Here is a 17,449-nt window from a genome sequence, read left to right as displayed (position 1 = left end):
GGGCGAAGAAGGCCGAGGCCTTTTTTAGCAGGTCGTTGTCCTGCTTCAACTGGCGATTCTCGGCCTCCAACTGACGAATCCGCTGCTGCTCGGGTGTCAGCGGCTTACCCACTCCCGCCTGCCCCGACAGCTCGGCTTCGTATTGCTGAACCCAGCGGCGAACTGCCGTCTCTCCCAGGTCCATGTCTCGACAGACCTGCGTAATGCTCAGGCCCTGGTCTTTGATCATCTGGACGACTTGCAGCTTGAAGCTGGCATCGAATGCTCTGCGTTTACGGCTCATGAATGACTCCTCTATTCAGTGGATTTTCCACCTATCGAGGTGTCCGAGGAAATTGAACCACCACAGTTCCAGCCGGCAATCCCTGCGCTAGCCATCTAACGCCGAAACACCAACGCACTCCGAACGGTCCCCTCTCCCTTCAGGGAGAGGGTTAGGGAGAGGGCGCTCTTCAGGCCACACACCACAGGCCTCCCCGCTCCACCCCTCCTACAAAACCCCAGCCCACGCCGACAGCACCAGAAGCACCGCCAACCCCCGATTCAACCGCTGCAGCGCCCGCGGCGAGCGCAACAACCGCGCACTGCCGGCGCCGAGCCCGGCCCAGGCGCTCAGGCACGGCACGCCGACCATGAAGAACAACAGCGACATCAGTTGGATGCGCAACAGCCGGTCATCACCTTGCCCCGCATAGACGCCGATCACCGCCAGGGCCACCGTCCAGTTCTTCGGGTTCACCAACTGCAACAGCGCTGCATCCAGCAGGCCAACGCGCCGCGCCGGAGCGGCATCTTCCAGCCCGGGCGGCGGGCTGCTCCAGATCTGCCAGGCCAGCCAGGTCAGCCACAGCACCCCGGCGGCAGCCATGATGCCCTGCACCTGCGGCCGCCCGGCGAGCAGTTCGCCCAGGCCGCTGCCCACCGCCAGCACCACCAGCGCCGCGCCGCCACAGCCGCCGAAGACGATGGGCAGCGCCGCGCTCCAGCCGTGGCGGGCGCTGTTGCTGAAGATCAGCAGGTTGGTCGGCCCCGGGGTGATGGCGGCGACGAAAGCGAACAACAGGAAGGGCAGCCATTGCTGCAGGGCCTGGATCATGGCATGGGCTCCGTGGGACGTGGAGCCGCTATCCTCGCCGCGGCCCGGGCGTCAGTCTGGAAGCTTTGAGCAGCGCTGCCGGTAGTACGCCGGGGTAACGCCATAGGCGCGGCGGAACCAGCGCCCCAGATGGCTCTGGTCGGCGAAACCGAGGTCGGCGGCGACCTGCGCCGGGGCCAGGCCGCGGCCCAGCAATTGGCGCGCGCGGGCCAGGCGCAGCTGGATCAGGTAGGCGTGCGGCGGCAGGCCGAAGGCCTCCTTGAACGCGCGGCTGAGGCGGAAGCGGTCGCAGCCGGCGGCGCGGGCCAGGTCGTCGAGGTCGATGTCCTGCATCAGGTTGGCGTGCAGGTAGTCCCGGGCGCGCAGGGCCACCAGAGGCAGGCGCGGGTGGTCGTCGATGCGCTTGCGCCAGTGCAGGCGCTGGGTGAGGCCGCCGAGCAGCTCGTCGAGGGCCGCCTGGCGCACGATGCGCAGGTCCTGGCCATGCACGGCCTGGAAGGCGGCGTCGATGGCGGCGGCCATGCGTGCGTCGTCGAACAGCACCTGGGGCACGCTCAACTGGCAATCGGCCGGGGCCTCCTCGAACAGCGCGCCCACCTCGCGCTCCAGCCACTGCGGATCGAGATAGAGCATGCGATAGGTGAAACCGCCGGCGGTGGGCGCATCGCCATCGTGGATCTCCCCGGGTTCGAGGAAGAACACCTTGCCCGGCGTGCTGACGTTGCGCGCCTGGCGGCAGCGAAACTGCTGCACGCCGGTTTCGGTGAAGCCGATCAGGTAGCTGTCGTGCCAGTGCGGATCGTAGGCATGCCCCTTGAAATGGGCGCGCAGCGTCTCGATGCCGGTGTCGGCATCCTGCGCCAGGTCGATCCAGTTGTCGCTGTGCATGCCGCGCCTCCGCCGCGCCCGCGAGTCGTTCAGCATACCGCGCGGGCGGGCGGCGTCTGGAAGATTTGTGCAGCCGGCCGTCAGGGCCAGGTGCCCTCCGGGTTCCAGGTCGAAACCATCAACCGCACCTGCCCCTTGATGGCGGCGGCGTCGGGGTTGCCGTGGACGTCGCTGTCGATCGGCAGCAGCACCTGGATGCCGCTGCCGTCCAGCTCCTTGGCCTGCAGCGGGATGGTCGCGGTGTTCATCCCGGTGTTCTGCCAGGCGTAGCGGATGGTCCACTGGTCGCTGCCGTCGGTGGGGCGCTCCAGCTGGATGATCACGGTGTCGCGGTACAGGTAGCTGCCTTCGTAATGGCTGTTGGGCCAGAAACGCTTGTCGATCTCGTAGTCCGGCACCCGCACGCCGAGGGTGAGGCTGTAGGCCAGGCCGGGCAGTTCGGGGTCGACCTTGCCGAACTCGGCGAGGAACACGCTGGACAGGTACAGCTGCGTGCCCGGCTTCCACTCGGCCTGGGTGAGGCAGGCCGCGGAATCCTCCTCCGCCGTGCGCCGCGACAGGTACCAGGGCTTGCTGCGCGGCGAGGCCAGCAGCTCGATCTGGTAGAGCGCGTTGACCGTCGCACCGTCGGCGGCATCGAGCACTTCCTTGGGCAGGCGCAGCTCGTCGATGTCCAGCCAGATGTCGACGCGCACGTTGCCGAACAGGAAGCGCACCAGGTTCTGGAAACTCTCCTCGCTGTTGACGATGCCGAAGAAGCCGGAATGCGCGCGGTAGGCGAACGCCTTGGCGCATTCCTCGCCGAGGGTGCCGTCGGCGTTCAGGCCGTGCAGCGTGGCGTTCTCGATGCGCACCAGGCCGTCGCTGCCGTGGCCGACGAAGGTGCGCGACAGGCCCGCGGCCACCTCGTAGTCGCTGCGGTTGGTGCCCACCATGCAGAACACGCGGCTGGAGGGCAGGGCGCTTTCGGGCAGCAGGTCGACCTTGTCGTAGCCCTTCGGCAGCTTGGGCAGGCGCAGGTATTCGCGCATGCGCTTGTCGCGGTTGAAGTTCTCGATGTCGAACGGCAGCGAGAACACCGGCAGGCTCGGCACGTTGACGCCGACCATGTCGATGCCGTTGTGCGGCGTGGCGTAGGTGAAGAACTTGTCCACCGCCGCGCGTGCCTCCGGCGAGCCGCAGGCCGGGTTCTGCAGGAAGGTGCGACAGACCAGGCCGCCCATGGAGTGCGCCACCAGGTGGCAGCGGAAGTCTTCCTTCTTCGCCAACTCGTTGGCCGGGTTGGCGAAGGCCAGGTCGCGCAGGTGCAGGATCAGCTCGCTCAGGCCCTGGGCGAACTGCTCCATGCTCGGCGTCTTGCCGACGCCCAGCAGCGTGGAGGCCGGGTCGTAGTAGCGGTAGATGACGATGGAGCGGGCGGCCAGCTTGTTGTTCTTCTGCGCCAGCCAGTTGGGGTCGAGGACGTCATAGCCGTCCTCGTACACGTCGCCGTAGCCGAACTGGCTGGCCAGGCGGATCACCGGCGACTCGAACACGAACTTGCGCGGCGGCGCGCCCGCGGTGGCCACCGCGCGCATCACCGTGGAACCCAGGTTGAAGCCGCAGAAGGGGTCGGCGGTGGTCTCGTCGATCTCGCCGCGGCTCATGGCGTAGCCGCGCACGTAGATGATCGGGTAGAAGGGCGCCTTCATCGGTTGCTGTTCCATGCTCGGTCTCCTGCTCAGGGCCACTGGATCTTCAGTGCGCGCGCGGTGGCCGGGCCGACGACGCCATCGGCGACCAGGCGGTGGGTGGTCTGGAAGGCGGCCACGGCCGCGGTGGTGTGCGGGCCGTAGGCGCCATCGATCTTGCCGGGGTCGAAGCCGGCCGCCTTCAGCGCCTGCTGGATTTCCGTCACCTTCGGCCCTTTCACGTTCGGCTGCTCCAGGCGGATGACCGAGGGCGGCGGCTTGAGCCTGGGCGTGCCCGGGTTGCTGCTGTAGCTCACACCGGGCAGGCGGCAGTAATAGTCCCAGACGCGCCCGGTGACATTGCCGGCGCGCACGCCCAGGCCGGTGCCGGCGGCCTCCATGGTCTTGCCGGCGCCGTCGGTGATGGCGACGTGGCCCATGTGCCCGGGCAGCGGCGGCTTGCGCACCAGCACCACGCCGGCGGTGAGCATGGCGTCGGCCTCGTTGGTGGGGATGAGGGTGCCGTTGCTGGCGTCATGCACCCAGGCGCCGGAATAGGCCTCGGTGGTCGCCGGGTTGCCCTGGTTGTTCACGCAGCCGTAGAGCTTCTTCAGCTTCTGGTAGGCCACCCAGGACACGAATTCCGCGCAGTCCCAGGGGCCGTTCCAGTTGGGGTTGTCCTTGGGGACCAGCACGTTGGCGTACTTCTGGTTCTTTTTCGTGGCGGCGAGCGTGTACAGATCCAGTCCGGTGACCATGGTGCGTTCCTCGGTAATGGGGCGGGGCAGGGCTCAGGCGAGTTCCACCGTCTGCGGGGTGGCGCCTTCGCCGTTGGGGGCGTCGAGCGGGAGGATGCGCAACTCCAGGTCGATGAAGTCGTTGCCCTGCCGGTAGCTGCGGTTGATGTGGTAGGGGTTGGGCTGGTCGCGCAGGAAGGCGCCCTCGGTGCGGAACAGCTCGTCGTCGCCATCGCTGGCAAGGCGCCCGGCGGTGAAGGCGGTCAGTTCCTTGAGCAAGGCGACCACGGCGGCGGAGCCAGGGTTGGCCAGCATCACCGCCTTGAGCCCCAGGTCGGCGGCTTTGCTGCCGACCACGTCGCGGATGCGCTCGCCCGCCTCGCGCAGGTCGCGGTCGGACTCCATCATCAGCAACGACAGCGCGACGTACTCGCCGGGGTTGGCCGGGCCATACAGCAGGTGGCCGTCGCCGAGCATGCTCACCGTCGAGCCCTGGCGAACTTTCGGGAAGGGCATGTAATTGAAAGTAAGGGCACCCTGCTGGATATTCGAAGTATCGATGGCGAGGGAAACTATATAGGGCTCGCTATAACGGTCGAATAACAGGTCGGCGCGTTTCAATAAAGTGAATTGGCCGAGGGTGATTGCAATACGGGAATTGAAGCGATCGAAGGCCATCTTCGTACTTCCCTGTGGATGGTGGAGGGCGCCAGGACTGCGGCGTTCAAGCTGAAGCTAGCTGTCGTTCGCCTACCTGTCCAAGGCGCCCGCAGAGTATTTTTCGATAATCTTGGAATGAAATCATGTAGGAAATTCTTATTTGATTTTGTTATTGGAAGTGTAAATTCCAGGTGACAGTTTTCGTGGTCTTTTGAACCTCTGCCGAATATAAGGCGCCAGGAATTTATATACATTGTCGATAATGAAAAGCGACCACTGGACAACGCGTCGCCGGTCGGTTGGCATGCAGCCCCCGGCAGGCTGTGCTACCACTTGCCGCTGGCACACCCACAGCAAACAGGCGGTCCGCCATGGCGCTCGTGCTCTACGGTCATCCGTTTTCCTCGTACACCCAGAAGGTGCTGATGGCGCTGTACGAGAACCAGACGCCCTTCGAATTCCGCTGCATCGGCCCCGACACGCCGCAGCACGCGGCGCAGTGGTTGCGGCTATGGCCGCTGGGCAAGTTCCCACTATTGCTGGACGGCGAGCGCAGCCTCGCCGAGAGCAGCATCATCATCGAATACCTGCAGCTCACCCACGGCGGCCCCGTGCGCTGGCTGCCGGACGACCCGCTGGCGGCGCTGGACGTGCGCTTTCTCGACCGCTTCTTCGACCTGCACGTGATGACGCCGGTGCAACACGCCGTGGGCGGCGCGCTGACGGGCGACGCGAGCAAGCGCCAGGAAGCCGTGGCCGACGCGGTGGAAAAGCTCGAACGCGCCTACGCCTGGCTGGAAGGCCAGCTGCCGGGCCGCACCTGGGCCGCGGGCGAAGCCTTCACCCTGGCCGACTGCGCGGCCGCGCCCTCGCTGTTCTACGCCGACTGGACGCACCCCATCGGCGAGACCTACCCGACCCTGCGCGCCTACCGCGCCCGCCTGCTGGCGCGCCCCTCGTTCGCCAGGGCGGTGGACGAGGCCCGGCCCTACCGCCCGCTGTTCCCGCTGGGCGCGCCCGACCGCGACTGAGCCCGCACGAAAAAGGCCGGCCCCGTTCACACGGGCGCCGGCCTGGTCAGGCAGTGGAGCGGAGTTACGCGTTGGCGGGGGCCAGTGCGCGCTTGCGCGCCAGCTCATACAACTGCCGGGCCTCGCCCACCAGCGGCACCAGGGCGGAGGCGACCCGCGCCGTTTCATGCACCAGCACATCATGGCCTTCGTGCACCTCCAGCACCCGCAGCAGGTCCTCCAGCGCGTTCAGCCGGCGTTCGGCCACGTCGTAGAGATGCTCCGCCGGGGCGGAAAGGTCGACATACAGCACGCCATCGAAGGCCTGGGATTGCAGCGGTACCAGCTTGCGATCAGGCATGACGCACCTCCGGGATGGAGGCGAAGGGGAGGGAGGACAGCAAGGCACGTACAACGAACAGTGGGTGTTTAGGCATTTCCGTTGCTCCTGTTTCGGAGGAAGGAGCCGCCCGCCCGGAAAGGGCGGCGGACCGTGCGGGGTCGCAGTACCGGTTAACCAACGTAAAGACCGGCCAGGCCGAAGCCTGCCCCGCACGGCTCGCCATGGCTGCACATAACAGCAGGCAAGAAAAAGCGCCTGTGCAAGGTGCGTCGGCGCTTCGTGCACGTTGGTTATCGCCGGACTGCGATCCGGGCCACGGGATTGACCGTGGCAGGAACGGAATCTATCGACGGGGTTTGTAGGCTCACAAGGGCGAATGTGGGTGGGAGATTTCGGATGGAACAGGGGCCGATTTCGCTGAGATCAGCCCTGGCCCTGCTGCTTGTTGAGCATCGACTGGATGTGCAGCACCGAGTCCTGGGTGCGCTTGGCCAGGTTGCGCACCTCGTCGGCCACCACGGCAAACCCTCGCCCCTGCTCACCCGCCCGCGCCGCCTCGATGGCCGCGTTCAGGGCCAACAGGTTGGTCTGCTCGGCAATGCCCTTGATCACGCCCGCCATCTGCGAAATCTCGGCGTAGGTGTTCTGGATGCTCACCTGCTCCCGCTCGCGCAGCGCCTCCGCAGCCTTCTCATCGGTGATTTCCCGGGTTGCGCCGGTCACCCGCAACAGCACGCCATTGGCATCGCGTAGGCAACGCCCGCGCTCGCGGAACCACAGGTCGCCGCGGGTCTTGTGACGCATGCGGTACTCGACGACATAGACGCGCTGCCCGGTGGGGTCGGCCATCATCTCGCCGAAGGCGCGCATGACGCGCTGCTGGTCCTCGGGCTGGGTGATGGCGAAATAACTGTCCCAGCCATCGGGAAACTCCTGGCGGTTGTAGCCGATCAACGAACGGAACTGATCCGACCAGCGAATCACGTTGTCGGGATGATCGGGGTTGCCATCGACCACGCTGAGGTCCCAGCAACCCTCGGTCAGCGTCTGCTTGGTCAACTCCCACACCTGCTGCTCCTCCAGCAGCCGCGCCCGCTCCGCCTCGACTGCAGTGGCCCACTCCTCGGCACGCTTCAGCGCCTGCTCGGTCTCGGCCTGCTGTTGCTCGCGCAAGCTGAGCGAGGCCTGCAGTTCCTGCAGTTGGGTTTCATCGACGCGGTCGTGACGTTCCGCCAGGCGTGCGAGAGTGGCGCGGTCTTCCTGCCAGTGGCTCTGAACATCCTGCAGGGCCAGCGCAAGCTCGCGGTGGCGGTTCAGCGCGGCACACTCGGCCGGGCTACGCCAATTCCCCGCCAGCCACTGCCGGCACAGCTCACCCACCTCACCCGCCAGTTCCTTCGCCCCCTTTGCGAACCACATGCCTCGCCACTCCTCGCCGCTTGCGGTGATGTCAAATTAATATGAAATCATATCTTATATGTAAAAGGGGGCGGTGAGGGAAGGGGAGGGTTGTTTTTGGTTGCGGGCGAGCGGAGGGAGCAGGGACTTCGCCGGGCCTTGCTGAGCGCGGTGCTGGTTCCGAAGTTGGCAAGCTTCCCGGCCGGCCTGCACGCTGACCCGGCATCGACAGGGTCCAAAATGTGGGGGGAACATGGGTTAGTGGCTATCTGCCGTTCACCATTGGCTGCAACCGGCCAAAAGCTGCCTGCTGCCCCCGCTGAAATCGTCCTAATATTGCGGACTCTCCAAAATGATCGCCTGTGGCTGAGCGCGGACCTTCATTCAGGCGACGCCACCACTTCTAACCGTTCAGCAGCCTGACTCCTGCAAGCGTCGCTTATGGGCTAGATTCTCTCAATCTCTCAATCTCTCAATCTCTCAATCTCTCAAGTCGACACTCCGCATGCCTAAGACGCACTTGCAGCAATCCGATAAATCAGTGAAGGTCGAGAGGGCGGGCGTGCCGGTGGCCATCCCCCAGGCTCGTCAGGTCCACAAGGAAGGCGAGGTCAACATTTCTGCATACTTCCCTGCGGACGTGAAATCGTGCTTACGCATGGTGCAATCTAGGAACGGCAAGAACGTAAAAGACTGCCTGGCCGAAGCGTTGCTAGACCTATTCATAAAGCACGACGTGCCCGTGCCATTATCTATGAAGATGGGTGGAGACCACTGAAATGGCAGACGTAAAGGAAGGCCTGCCGATTACCCCCGCTGTCGTCCAATGGGCGCGCGAACGTGCCGGCTATTCAATAGAAGATGCCGGCCTGATCTTTAAGAAAATCGCAGCGTGGGAAGCTGGAGAAGCATTGCCCTCCTATGCCCAGATTGAGGAGATGGCCGACAAATTCAAAACTCCTGTCGCCGTATTTTTCTTCCCGAGCCCGCCGGCACTGCCCTCTGTTCAGCAATCCTTCCGTACGCTTCCAGCCGATGATTTCGCTGCGATCCCGCGCAACATTCGGCTGCTGTTGCGTCGTGGCCAAGCCATGCAAATCAACTTGGCGGAGCTGAATGACGGCACCAATCCGTCGAAGAGCTTGATAACCCGCGACTTGAAGTTTTCGCCCAACACTTCCATCGATGACATCGCAGCAGAAGTGCGAAGCTATCTCGGAGTCTCCATCGAGGAGCAGGCTAGTTGGAAAAGCGTGGACGAGGCGCTCGATAATTGGCGTGAGATATTTGCAGCTCGCGCCGGGGTATACGCCTTTAAGGATGCCTTCCACACCCCGAATTACTTCGGATTCTGCCTCTACGATGCCGAGTTTCCGGTTGTCTACATCAACAACAGCGCAACGAAGTCGAGGCAGATATTTACGCTCTTCCACGAGCTAGGGCATTTGCTTTTCCATACCAGCGGCATCGATATTCTTGATGACTCGTATCTCAAGCACTTAGGCGATGAAGACCGAAAGATTGAAGTCATCTGCAATGGCCTAGCCGCTCGCGTCTTAGTCCCTGACAATGTGCTTGACGATATACTTGTTGGAGTTCAAATCAGTCGCGCGGCCGCAGAGCAGATTGCCAAGCGCTTTAATGTCAGTCGCGAGGTGATCTATCGCAAGTTCCTTGATCGGAAACTGGTCAGTGCTGATGAGTACTCCGCCGCAGCCGATACATGGGCAGCGCAGGTAAAACCCAAGAGTTCATCTTCCGGCAATTACTACAACAGCCACCGTGCCTACTTGGGACAACGTTACATAGACCTCGCGTTTACCAGGTACTACCAGAATCGCTTCGATCAAGGGCAGCTAGCCGAGTACTTGAATCTCAAGCCGAAGAGCCTGCCCACCTTTGCAGAAAAATTTGCGTGGGGTGGCCTCTAATGTATGTACTCGACACCACCGTTATTTCGGCCCTCCACAAAAATTACTATCGCTCACGCTTCGTATCGCTTTGGAAGCAATTTGATCAGTTGGTCGATAAAGGCATGATCACGTCCACACGCGAGGCATATCGCGAATTACACGACGGTTCAGGTACCGATACTGACTGGGCTAAGGCAAATGCCGGTCTATTCACCATCCCTGATGCTACCGAAGCGGGATTCGTCGCAAAAATCTACGCTGTTCCTCACTTTCAAGCCAATATTGAAAGGCAAAAACTCATCAAGGGCGGTCGCAATGCAGACGCCTTCCTCATTGCCCGAGCCTTTGCCGTTGGTGGGACAGTTGTGACGTTAGAGCGGCTCAAGCCAAACGCAGTGAAAATCCCGAATATTTGCTCGCACTTCAAAATCCCATTCTTAAGCCTTGAGGGCTTTATGGAGAAAGAGGGATGGGTGTTCTAGGTCGCAGCTTTGCGGCTGAATATTCATCTATGTTCGGATTCTACCGTTTGTGACCGGCTGCTTCTGGCCGGTAGCTGCCTGTGATGAAGGGCAGCAATCGGCCCAAAGCAGCCATTCGATGTGCCTATGAGACATAGAGTATTTCATCTATCTCGACATTGATGATTCGCCAGCCTCTGCGCCTCACTTTTCAATCGCTGCAGTGAGCGCGCCAGCGCCATCCCATATGGGATAAGGGAGCCCTTTCACCTTCTTGTCCTCGACGAGGAAGGCCAGGCTATAGCGCGCGCGGGTGATCGCGACATATAGCTTGTTTCGCGACTCCTCCGTTTTATCCCTGTCGAACACCTTGGCATTCCCGCCAACGAACTTCAGATGTTTATCTGACGGGATCACAAGCACTCGATCAAAGCCTAAGCCTTTGCAGGAACCAAACGTGTAACAGATAAGGTTAGCCGGTAGGTATCCAGTGCCGGTGGTTGACGACCAGCGCAGTACTTGGGGTTGAAACGCTGCCAGGTAATCGCTCACCTGAGATTGCTTCACTATGAAGATGCCATGGTGATGCGATATTTCGTCTGGAACTTTCTCGATACCCGACACCGTCTTGTCATACAGCCCAGGGTGGATCGTGTCGGAGAAATCGCAGATTTCTTGGATACACCTGCGATTCGTCGGCATCGAATGCTTTTCGAACTTCATTTTTCCGACGAAGTAATCGACCTTCTGTTGAGGCGTCTGCGGAGCCTTATGGCCGAAAGTCGTGGTGTAGATTGTCTGTCGAAAGTCGCCGACACAACAGATCGAGTCGACCATGACCTTGTTGAGTGATTTGATCACGTCGTAGTCCCAACCGACCAAATCCTGCACTTCATCAAAAAAGATCCTTTGATAAATCTCTTTCAGCCGCTTGGCAGGGGCATCTTTGGATAGCTTCGCAATGAGGGTCGAAAGTTTCGCCAGCAATCCAGAGTAAGCCTTGGTTTTGCAGGGCGTCAGGTAATGCAGCGGGTTGATCGTGCCGTCTTCTGATTTTTCAGCTCTGCCTTCAATGTAGTAGGTTGTACCTGGTATCAAGTGAGGGTTGTTCTCAGTGAACGAGATAGTCGTGATCCGATCTGGAAATACCTCGCTCTGATAGGGACGTACCATATCCTCCAGATAAAAAGAGAACAGCCCCTTGACGACGAAGTGCTCACTGCTAGCACCATACAGCTCAACAAAACGAGTGCGTAACTCTGCCTGATTATTGGTCGTGTAGGTGACTACAAGCACACGCCCACCAGCCTTGATGGCCTCAATGGCTTCAGTAATGATCTTGTGCGTTTTCCCTGACCCGGCTCCCGCGATCCAGAGTTCATTAGGCAAAATCGAGCACCTCGTCCAAGAAGGCCGGGTACTTGAAGTCCAGCGCGCCATCGAACAGTTTCACCGCCGAATCGACCTTTCGAGCGCCTTTACCGTTGCCCTTTACGCTTTTGAACCAGCGGATCAGATTCTCCCTTCGATCCTCCAGAGAGACCTCTGCGTTGTAGATATTGAAGGTTTCCGTCGACAAGACTTCCTTCGCGAAAGCGTCAAGGGTCTTGATGTCAACTGCGTTGGCATAAATCATCGCTGGCTCAAGCGAAAACTCAGCGTTGTTCATCGACGAGAACAGCTGGATGTTAGGGAACGCAGCGTATTCCAGACGTCCTAGCACAACGTTACCGTGATAGTCGCCGTCATTATCTCTGAGCACATGGATCTTGGTACCGATCTCTTTACCCAACTCGATGAACGTCTTGAACCCCACACCGCGTACCACGATGATATCTATCCCGTCCTGCTCAGGCAGTCGGTTATGTTTTCGTTGGTAGATTTTCTTGAGCACCAGTTCGTCCGACGGACCCTCGACCAAGATGACCTTGCCCGACAGTGCCACCCGCAAGGTGTCGTAGCCAGGAAGACGCTTGAGGGTCTTCACCACTTTAGGGTCTAGCGTATGCAACCTTTTGTACCCTGACTGCACAAGGCAAATCTTGTCGATGCTCAGCTTGTTCAACACATATGCGCTGTGGGTGGTCAGGAACAGCTGCTTGTCTCCCCGCTGGGTTTCGATGTAGTGCACCAGCTTGTTCAGATTGGTGTGAGACAGATGATTTTCGGGTTCTTCCATCATCACTAGATCGATGTCGTGGGATTTGTTCTGAATCGCCAGTTTGATCTGCACATTGCTCTGTTCACCCTTGCCGATGAAGTGAAACGGCACATCATCGACTTCAAGCTGCAGACCGGTCTGGATGGAGCCCGCAGGTAACGTACTTGCTGCAATGGTGAGCTTGCTATCAGTGATAAGGTGACCCGCATCAAGGCTGGCATTGACTGTCCTGACCTCTCCGGAGTTGTTAAACACCTGCAGGTTTTCGCGATAATTGAGGGTCAGCTTGACGAGCTCTTCCTTCGCCAACGCGGTGTTGAGAATGCTCGAAATGTACTGGTTCTTCCCCATGGTGGGGTGGATACGTGTGGGGTCGATATACAGTGCCTTGAACTTCTTGGCGATCGGCTTTATCGGGTTCCAGCCGAAATCTAGCCATTCCACCTTATAGAACTCGATCGGGATGCTGGTGATGTTCGGCTTGGTCAGCAGGTGGCTCTCGTAAACGGCCTCCAGCGACGGGTCGAAACAGGCTTGTACCACAATGCCCTGGGCGTCAGCCTTGAGGCTGTTATTCGAGCCTCGGTACTCAGGCACACCGTCAATGTAGGCTTCGATAATCAGGTTGGGCAGGTGCTTGAAGCTCAAATCTGAGGCGAGAAACTGATTAACGGCATCCTGATTGAAAAGATCCGGGGAGAACTCGCCGTTGAAGGGCCGTCCACGATGATTGTAATTGAGCACAATTTCTAACGCTTCCAAGATTGTGCTTTTACCAGCATTGTTGTCGCCGACGAAAATATTAACGTCGTCGTTGAAGTCTAAAAGTTCGTCGCGAAATTTTTTGAAGTTGATCAGCTTGATCGATTTAACGTGCACTCTAAATCCCTCTAGGCATCACTTGATGATGGCGTATTGCCATATTGACTGAACCGTACCTCGGGTGGTGCGTGCTGTCCATATGGCTACCAGTTGAAGACGAACGTCTAGAGCAGTTTTGAATCGTAGTCACATCCAATGGCTGCTTCTGGCCCAGGCTGTGTAAAAACGTTTTCGAAAACGATAGCTGCTCAGAAAATGAGCAAATTTCGCGTTCGCTTGCGAATTTTGGGCGAGCCAACTGGGAAAATTTCTTCAGATTTCACGTAGCAACGTGAACCTCAAAATTGGTCGAGCGTTTTTACACAGCCTCGGCCGATAGCCGCCACTGGCGGAAGGTTCCCTGAAGAGCGGCAGCCTAGTCAATCCGGCCTCTTGCACCGATCTCGAATTCGTCAGGCGCAGTCCGGCTCCGGCGTGGACAAGCCCCATTGAGCGGCTTTGCACCTCCCTGGAACCTCCTGGCCGCGCAGGTGGAAAGCGCTCAGCCAGGCACGATCTTTCAGCCAGTTGCGTCGCAGGCACAGCTCGCTCGACTAGCGACATGGCGATGATCGTGGTGACTACGAGCACAAGCCGGCCCCCTCAGAAGGAGCGTACCGCCGGGCTGGCCAGGTCCTGCAGGTAGGTGAGGTCGCACAGCCGCCATTGCCGGAGGCGGCCCTGGATGCGCCCCGCCTGTTGCCAGTCGGAGAGCAGGCGGCTGAGGGATTCCGGGCGAATGCCCAGGTGGGTGGCGAGTTGGCGTTGGCTGATCGGCAGCATCAGGCTTTCGCCCTGGCGACGGTGCAGGCCCAGCAGGTAGGCGGCCAGGCGCTGGGAGGCGGAACTGGCGGTCAGCCAGTCGACCTCGTTGACCTGGCGGTAGAGACGCAGGCTGAGGCTTTCCAGCATGCGCATGGCCAATGGCGGATGGCCCTCGCAGGCCTTGTGCAGCGCGTTGCGGCTCAGTCGGAAGAATTCGCCGCTACCCTGGCAGCGGGCGTTCATCGGGTAGCGGCCGTGGGGCATGAACATGGCCGCCTCGGCGATCAGTTGACCTTCGCGGAACAACTGGAAGACATGCTCTTCGCCGTCGCAGGTGAAGCGCAGCATTTCCACGCAGCCACGCCGCACCAGCAGGAAGTGCTCGGCCGGGTCGCCTTCGCGGAACAGCAGTTTGCCGCCCTCGGCGCGCAGCAGACTGGCCGAGTCGCACAGGCTGGCCATGAGGCCCTGTGGCAGGTCGGCGAAGAGGGGGATGGCGCCCAGCAATCGCAGGCATTCGCCGCGGTCTGGCGCGAACTTAACATTTGTCATTCGTGGCGTGCGGGCGGGCTGCAATGATCTGCGAATGAAGATAAGTCTTATTCGCAAGTCAATCAATCGAAGGCTCTCCCGCCTGCTCCTTTCTTTCGTTCTGGCGGCCGGCGCGTGCCTGCAGGCGCCTGCCGGTACGGCCAGGGAAGCGGTGCTGCGGCTGGGCGGCCCCGGCGCGGTGGTGAGCTTCCCGTTGCTGCACATGGTGGAGAGCGGCGCTCTGCAGCAGTACGCCGAGCGCGTCGAATTCCGCCTCTGGCAGAACCCCGACCAGTTGCGCGTGCTGCTGGCCAAGAACGAACTCGACTACAGCGCCGCCCCGGTTAACCTGCCGGCGCTGATGGCCGGGCGCGGGCAGCCCGTGCGGCTGCTCAACGTCTCGGTGTGGGGAATCATCTGGCTGGTGAGCCGCGACCCCCAGGTGAAGGGCTTCGCCGACCTGGCCGGCAAGGAGGTGGTGCTGCCGTTCCAGCGCGACCTGCCGGCGATCCTGGTCGATGAATTGCTGCTCAGCCACGGCCTGAAGCCGGGCAGGGACCTGACGCTGCGCCCGGTCCGCGATGGCCAGGACGCCCAGGCGCTGCTGCTGGCAGGCCGCGCCGATCACGCCCTGCTGGTGGAGCCGGCGGTGTCCCTGCTGCTTTGGCGCAACCGCAGCCAGGGCGGGGCGCCGCTGTACCGCGTGCAAAGCCTGGAGAGCGCCTGGCGGCAGGCCTTCCCGCAGCAGGCCGAACTGCCTCAGGCGGGGCTGATGAGCAGCCCGCAGCGCGCCGAGGACGGCGAACTGGCGCGGGCGGTGGACGCCGCCTACGCCGAGTCCGCCCGTTGGTGCAGCGCGCACCCGCGGGCCTGCGCGGAGCTGGTCCATCGGCACCTGCCGCACCTGCCGGTGGAGGCGCTGGAAGAGTCCATCCGCGTCACGCGCCTGGAGAGTGTTTCCGCCAGCGCGGCGCGTGGACCGCTGGAGGCGCTGTTCGGGCTGATCGCCAAGCGCCATCCACAGGCAATCGGGGGCGCCCTGCCGCCCGCCAGCTTCTATGGGCCCTGAGATGAGACCCATGACTTCCCGACGCTGGGCCTTGCTGGGCGGCGCGCTTCTGCTGGTGGGCTGGCAGCTGCTGGCGCTGCGCCTGGGCCCGCTGCTCATGGCGACGCCATGGCAGACGCTGCAAGCCATGGTCCGCCTGCCTTTCGAGGCCGACTTCCGCCTCAATGCCGGCGCCAGTCTGCTGCGTATCGTCCTGGGAGTCGGCCTGGGCTGCCTGCTGGGCTTTTGCCTGGGGCTGCTGGCCGGGCTCGACGCCCGTGTGCGCGGTCTGCTGGAGCCGCTGCGCTGGCTGCTGATGTCGGTGCCGCCGGTGGTGGTCGTGGTGCTGGCGATGCTCTGGGTCGGTCTCGGTTCGGCCATGGTGGTGCTGATCAGTGTGCTGATGCTGGCGCCGGGCATGTACGTGAACACCGTCAAGGGCATGCAGATGGTTGACTGCGGCCTGCTGGAGATGGCGCGGGTCTACCGTTTCAGCCCCTGGCAGAAGTTGCGGCGGCTCTATATCCCGTCACTCACCGCGCCGCTGGGCGCGGCGCTGTTGATCGCCACCTGCGGCGGCGTGCGCCTGGTGGTGATGGCCGAAGTGCTCGGCGCGGAAAGTGGCGCCGGTTTCGCGCTGGCCAATGCGCGCAGCACCTTCGATAGCGCCGGGCTGTATGCCTGGACGCTGCTGATCCTGCTGCTGGTCGCCGCGCTGGAGTTTCTTCTGCTGCAGCCGCTGCAGCGGCGCATGGGCCGTTGGCAGGAGGCCGCCCATGCTTGAGTGGCACGGCGTCGATCTGGTGCTGGGCGAGCGTCGGGTGTTTGCCGATGCCTCCCTGCGCCTGCTGCCCGGCGAGCGGGTCGGCATTCTCGGGCCCAGCGGCGCCGGCAAGAGCAGCCTGCTGCGCCTGGCTGCCGGCCTTCTGAAGCCCCGCCGGGGGCGGCTGGAGAATGGATTCCGCCACCCCGTGCTGGCCTTCCAGGAGCCGCGCCTGCTGCCTTGGTGCCGGGTCGCGGAGAACCTGGAAATCCCCCTGCGGGCGAGCGGCCTCGAGCGTGCGGCTGCGCGGCGGATGGCCAGCCACTGGCTGGAACGCGTCGGCCTCGCCGGGCACGAGCGCGCCTGGCCGCATCAACTGTCCGGCGGCATGGCCCAGCGCGTTGCCCTGGCGCGCGCGTTCTCGATCGAGCCGGACCTGCTGCTGCTCGACGAGCCATTCAGCGCGCTGGACCCGGCCCTGCGTGAATCCCTGCTCGACCTCTGCCGCGACTGGCTCGCCAGCTCGGGCGCGGCGCTGCTCTGCGTCAGCCACCATCCGGCCGAACTGATCGGCCTGGTGGAGCGCTTCGTGCTGGTCAACGACGGCGCGTTGCAGCCCTTCGACCTCACCGGATACGCCGCCGACCAGGTGGCGACGGTGCTGCATCAGACCCTGCTTGCCCTGGAGGCACCCGCGCCATGATCTATCCCATCCTGCTGACCCTGCACCTGTTCGCCGCGCTGATGTTCGTCGGCACGGTGTTCTTCGAGGTGCTGATCCTCGAAAGCGTGCGCAAGTACGTGCCGGCCGCGGTGATGCGCCAGGTGGAGCAGGGCATCGGCAAGCGTGCGCGGCGGCTGATGCCCTGGGTGCTGCTGGTGCTGTTCGGCGCCGGCCTGGGCATGGTCTGGACGCGCTACCTGCCGCTGCTGGCGGACCCGCTGGCATCGTCCTTCGGCACCTTGCTGAGCCTGAAGATCCTGCTCGCCCTGAGCGTGCTCGGGCACTTCTTCAGCGCCATGTTCCTGCTCCACAGCGGGCGCATGAATTCGACGTATTTCCGCCGAATCCACCTGAGCGTCTTCAGCCACATGGTCGGCATCGTGCTGCTGGCCAAGGGCATGTTCTACCTGAGCTGGTAAG

The 17,449-nt window shown here is 62.2% G+C and carries 19 protein-coding genes and 1 pseudogene; 9 read left to right on the top strand and 11 right to left on the bottom strand.

The annotated features are described in order from the left end of the window. From BM060_RS16750 to BM060_RS16725, 6 genes are all read right to left on the bottom strand, one after another. A partial coding sequence (locus BM060_RS16750) for a transposase (RefSeq protein WP_143096595.1) occupies positions 1 to 283 on the bottom strand: 283 nt, incomplete at its 3' end. 207 nt (positions 284 to 490) lie between these two features. Beyond that, a complete protein-coding gene (locus BM060_RS16745; RefSeq protein ID WP_043315086.1) occupies positions 491 to 1,096 on the bottom strand; it encodes a LysE family translocator in 606 nt (201 codons plus the stop codon). A 51-nt stretch (positions 1,097 to 1,147) separates the two neighbouring features. Continuing rightward, positions 1,148 to 1,984: an AraC family transcriptional regulator gene (locus BM060_RS16740; protein ID WP_074981164.1), complete on the bottom strand. Its 837-nt coding sequence runs from the start codon at positions 1,982 to 1,984 to the stop codon at positions 1,148 to 1,150. An 80-nt stretch (positions 1,985 to 2,064) separates the two neighbouring features. After that, on the bottom strand, positions 2,065 to 3,690 hold the full coding sequence (locus BM060_RS16735; RefSeq protein WP_174672450.1) for an esterase/lipase family protein: 1,626 nt from the start codon (positions 3,688 to 3,690) through the stop codon (positions 2,065 to 2,067). A 14-nt stretch (positions 3,691 to 3,704) separates the two neighbouring features. Next, positions 3,705 to 4,412 (bottom strand): peptidoglycan-binding domain-containing protein, encoded by a 708-nt coding sequence (locus BM060_RS33350; RefSeq protein ID WP_051878371.1) that lies wholly within the window; start codon positions 4,410 to 4,412, stop codon positions 3,705 to 3,707. A 33-nt stretch (positions 4,413 to 4,445) separates the two neighbouring features. Continuing rightward, positions 4,446 to 4,907, bottom strand: a complete 462-nt coding sequence (locus BM060_RS16725; protein WP_169720932.1) for a hypothetical protein — start codon at positions 4,905 to 4,907, stop codon at positions 4,446 to 4,448. Positions 4,908 to 5,049: 142 nt separating this feature from the next. On the opposite strand from BM060_RS16725, the gene BM060_RS33740 reads away from it, so the two are divergent. Continuing rightward, positions 5,050 to 5,124, top strand: a complete 75-nt coding sequence (locus BM060_RS33740; protein ID WP_370311620.1) for a hypothetical protein — start codon at positions 5,050 to 5,052, stop codon at positions 5,122 to 5,124. Between the two features lie 298 nt (positions 5,125 to 5,422). Then, the gene (locus tag BM060_RS16720; RefSeq protein ID WP_074981162.1) at positions 5,423 to 6,082 is read left to right on the top strand and encodes a glutathione S-transferase family protein; all 660 of its coding nucleotides are present in this window, start codon (positions 5,423 to 5,425) and stop codon (positions 6,080 to 6,082) included. Positions 6,083 to 6,146: 64 nt separating this feature from the next. On the opposite strand, the gene BM060_RS16715 is transcribed toward BM060_RS16720, so the two are convergent. Then, positions 6,147 to 6,422: a hypothetical protein gene (locus tag BM060_RS16715; RefSeq protein WP_043267059.1), complete on the bottom strand. Its 276-nt coding sequence runs from the start codon at positions 6,420 to 6,422 to the stop codon at positions 6,147 to 6,149. Positions 6,423 to 6,839: 417 nt separating this feature from the next. Next, positions 6,840 to 7,823 (bottom strand): annotated as a pseudogene (locus BM060_RS16710) (methyl-accepting chemotaxis protein); the annotation flags it as partial. A 484-nt stretch (positions 7,824 to 8,307) separates the two neighbouring features. Between BM060_RS16710 and BM060_RS16705 the strand changes: the two are divergent. From BM060_RS16705 to BM060_RS16695, 3 genes are read left to right on the top strand one after another with little or no spacing between them, the layout of a single operon-like run. Further along, positions 8,308 to 8,580, top strand: coding sequence for a ribbon-helix-helix domain-containing protein (locus tag BM060_RS16705; RefSeq protein ID WP_074981158.1), 273 nt, complete (start codon positions 8,308 to 8,310; stop codon positions 8,578 to 8,580). 1 nt (position 8,581) lies between these two features. Further along, positions 8,582 to 9,733 carry an ImmA/IrrE family metallo-endopeptidase gene (locus tag BM060_RS16700; RefSeq protein WP_074981156.1) on the top strand — a complete coding sequence of 384 codons (1,152 nt, stop codon included), beginning with the start codon at positions 8,582 to 8,584 and terminating at the stop codon, positions 9,731 to 9,733. Beyond that, entirely contained in the window at positions 9,733 to 10,197 is a 465-nt protein-coding gene (locus tag BM060_RS16695) for a PIN domain-containing protein (protein WP_074981155.1), read from the top strand. Before BM060_RS16700 ends, BM060_RS16695 begins: the two co-directional genes overlap by 1 nt. Before the next feature lie 183 nt (positions 10,198 to 10,380). On the opposite strand, the gene BM060_RS16690 is transcribed toward BM060_RS16695, so the two are convergent. The 3 genes from BM060_RS16690 to BM060_RS16680 all read right to left on the bottom strand — a co-directional run bounded on the left by BM060_RS16690 (position 10,381) and on the right by BM060_RS16680 (position 14,515). Then, the gene (locus BM060_RS16690; protein ID WP_074981153.1) at positions 10,381 to 11,565 is read right to left on the bottom strand and encodes a UvrD-helicase domain-containing protein; all 1,185 of its coding nucleotides are present in this window, start codon (positions 11,563 to 11,565) and stop codon (positions 10,381 to 10,383) included. Then, positions 11,558 to 13,216, bottom strand: a complete 1,659-nt coding sequence (locus BM060_RS16685; protein ID WP_074981151.1) for an ATP-dependent nuclease — start codon at positions 13,214 to 13,216, stop codon at positions 11,558 to 11,560. The genes BM060_RS16690 and BM060_RS16685 overlap by 8 nt, the downstream gene beginning before the upstream one ends. A 585-nt stretch (positions 13,217 to 13,801) precedes the next feature. Beyond that, positions 13,802 to 14,515: a Crp/Fnr family transcriptional regulator gene (locus tag BM060_RS16680; protein ID WP_074981149.1), complete on the bottom strand. Its 714-nt coding sequence runs from the start codon at positions 14,513 to 14,515 to the stop codon at positions 13,802 to 13,804. Positions 14,516 to 14,666: 151 nt separating this feature from the next. On the opposite strand from BM060_RS16680, the gene BM060_RS16675 reads away from it, so the two are divergent. Genes BM060_RS16675 through BM060_RS16660 form a run of 4 tightly spaced genes read left to right on the top strand, consistent with a single transcriptional unit; the run spans position 14,667 to position 17,448 of the window. Further along, positions 14,667 to 15,563 (top strand): ABC transporter substrate-binding protein, encoded by an 897-nt coding sequence (locus tag BM060_RS16675; RefSeq protein WP_083426792.1) that lies wholly within the window; start codon positions 14,667 to 14,669, stop codon positions 15,561 to 15,563. Positions 15,564 to 15,573: 10 nt separating this feature from the next. Further along, positions 15,574 to 16,326: an ABC transporter permease gene (locus tag BM060_RS16670; protein ID WP_074981144.1), complete on the top strand. Its 753-nt coding sequence runs from the start codon at positions 15,574 to 15,576 to the stop codon at positions 16,324 to 16,326. Then, positions 16,319 to 17,008: an ABC transporter ATP-binding protein gene (locus tag BM060_RS16665; protein ID WP_069866349.1), complete on the top strand. Its 690-nt coding sequence runs from the start codon at positions 16,319 to 16,321 to the stop codon at positions 17,006 to 17,008. Before BM060_RS16670 ends, BM060_RS16665 begins: the two co-directional genes overlap by 8 nt. Further along, positions 17,005 to 17,448, top strand: coding sequence for a CopD family copper resistance protein (locus BM060_RS16660; RefSeq protein WP_074981141.1), 444 nt, complete (start codon positions 17,005 to 17,007; stop codon positions 17,446 to 17,448). The genes BM060_RS16665 and BM060_RS16660 overlap by 4 nt, the downstream gene beginning before the upstream one ends. The last annotated feature ends 1 nt before the right edge of the window (position 17,449 follow it).

Origin of the sequence: Pseudomonas citronellolis, assembly GCF_900112375.1 — a bacterium.
GTDB classification, from domain to species: Bacteria; Pseudomonadota; Gammaproteobacteria; order Pseudomonadales; family Pseudomonadaceae; genus Pseudomonas; species Pseudomonas citronellolis.
Note: the sequence above shows the minus strand (reverse complement) of the source record. Positions and strands in the feature narration are given on the sequence as shown.

What these genes read in the sequence shown, in the direction of transcription:
- BM060_RS16745 (WP_043315086.1), bottom strand. Translation starts at nt 1,096, where the DNA reads ATGATCCAGGCCCTGCAGCAATGGCTGCCCTTCCTGTTGTTCGCTTTC.
- BM060_RS16740 (WP_074981164.1), bottom strand. Translation starts at nt 1,984, where the DNA reads ATGCACAGCGACAACTGGATCGACCTGGCGCAGGATGCCGACACCGGC.
- BM060_RS16735 (WP_174672450.1), bottom strand. Translation starts at nt 3,690, where the DNA reads ATGGAACAGCAACCGATGAAGGCGCCCTTCTACCCGATCATCTACGTG.
- BM060_RS33350 (WP_051878371.1), bottom strand. Translation starts at nt 4,412, where the DNA reads ATGGTCACCGGACTGGATCTGTACACGCTCGCCGCCACGAAAAAGAAC.
- BM060_RS16725 (WP_169720932.1), bottom strand. Translation starts at nt 4,907, where the DNA reads ATGCCCTTCCCGAAAGTTCGCCAGGGCTCGACGGTGAGCATGCTCGGC.
- BM060_RS16720 (WP_074981162.1), top strand. Translation starts at nt 5,423, where the DNA reads ATGGCGCTCGTGCTCTACGGTCATCCGTTTTCCTCGTACACCCAGAAG.
- BM060_RS16715 (WP_043267059.1), bottom strand. Translation starts at nt 6,422, where the DNA reads ATGCCTGATCGCAAGCTGGTACCGCTGCAATCCCAGGCCTTCGATGGC.
- BM060_RS16705 (WP_074981158.1), top strand. Translation starts at nt 8,308, where the DNA reads ATGCCTAAGACGCACTTGCAGCAATCCGATAAATCAGTGAAGGTCGAG.
- BM060_RS16700 (WP_074981156.1), top strand. Translation starts at nt 8,582, where the DNA reads ATGGCAGACGTAAAGGAAGGCCTGCCGATTACCCCCGCTGTCGTCCAA.
- BM060_RS16695 (WP_074981155.1), top strand. Translation starts at nt 9,733, where the DNA reads ATGTATGTACTCGACACCACCGTTATTTCGGCCCTCCACAAAAATTAC.
- BM060_RS16680 (WP_074981149.1), bottom strand. Translation starts at nt 14,515, where the DNA reads ATGACAAATGTTAAGTTCGCGCCAGACCGCGGCGAATGCCTGCGATTG.
- BM060_RS16670 (WP_074981144.1), top strand. Translation starts at nt 15,574, where the DNA reads ATGACTTCCCGACGCTGGGCCTTGCTGGGCGGCGCGCTTCTGCTGGTG.
- BM060_RS16665 (WP_069866349.1), top strand. Translation starts at nt 16,319, where the DNA reads ATGCTTGAGTGGCACGGCGTCGATCTGGTGCTGGGCGAGCGTCGGGTG.
- BM060_RS16660 (WP_074981141.1), top strand. Translation starts at nt 17,005, where the DNA reads ATGATCTATCCCATCCTGCTGACCCTGCACCTGTTCGCCGCGCTGATG.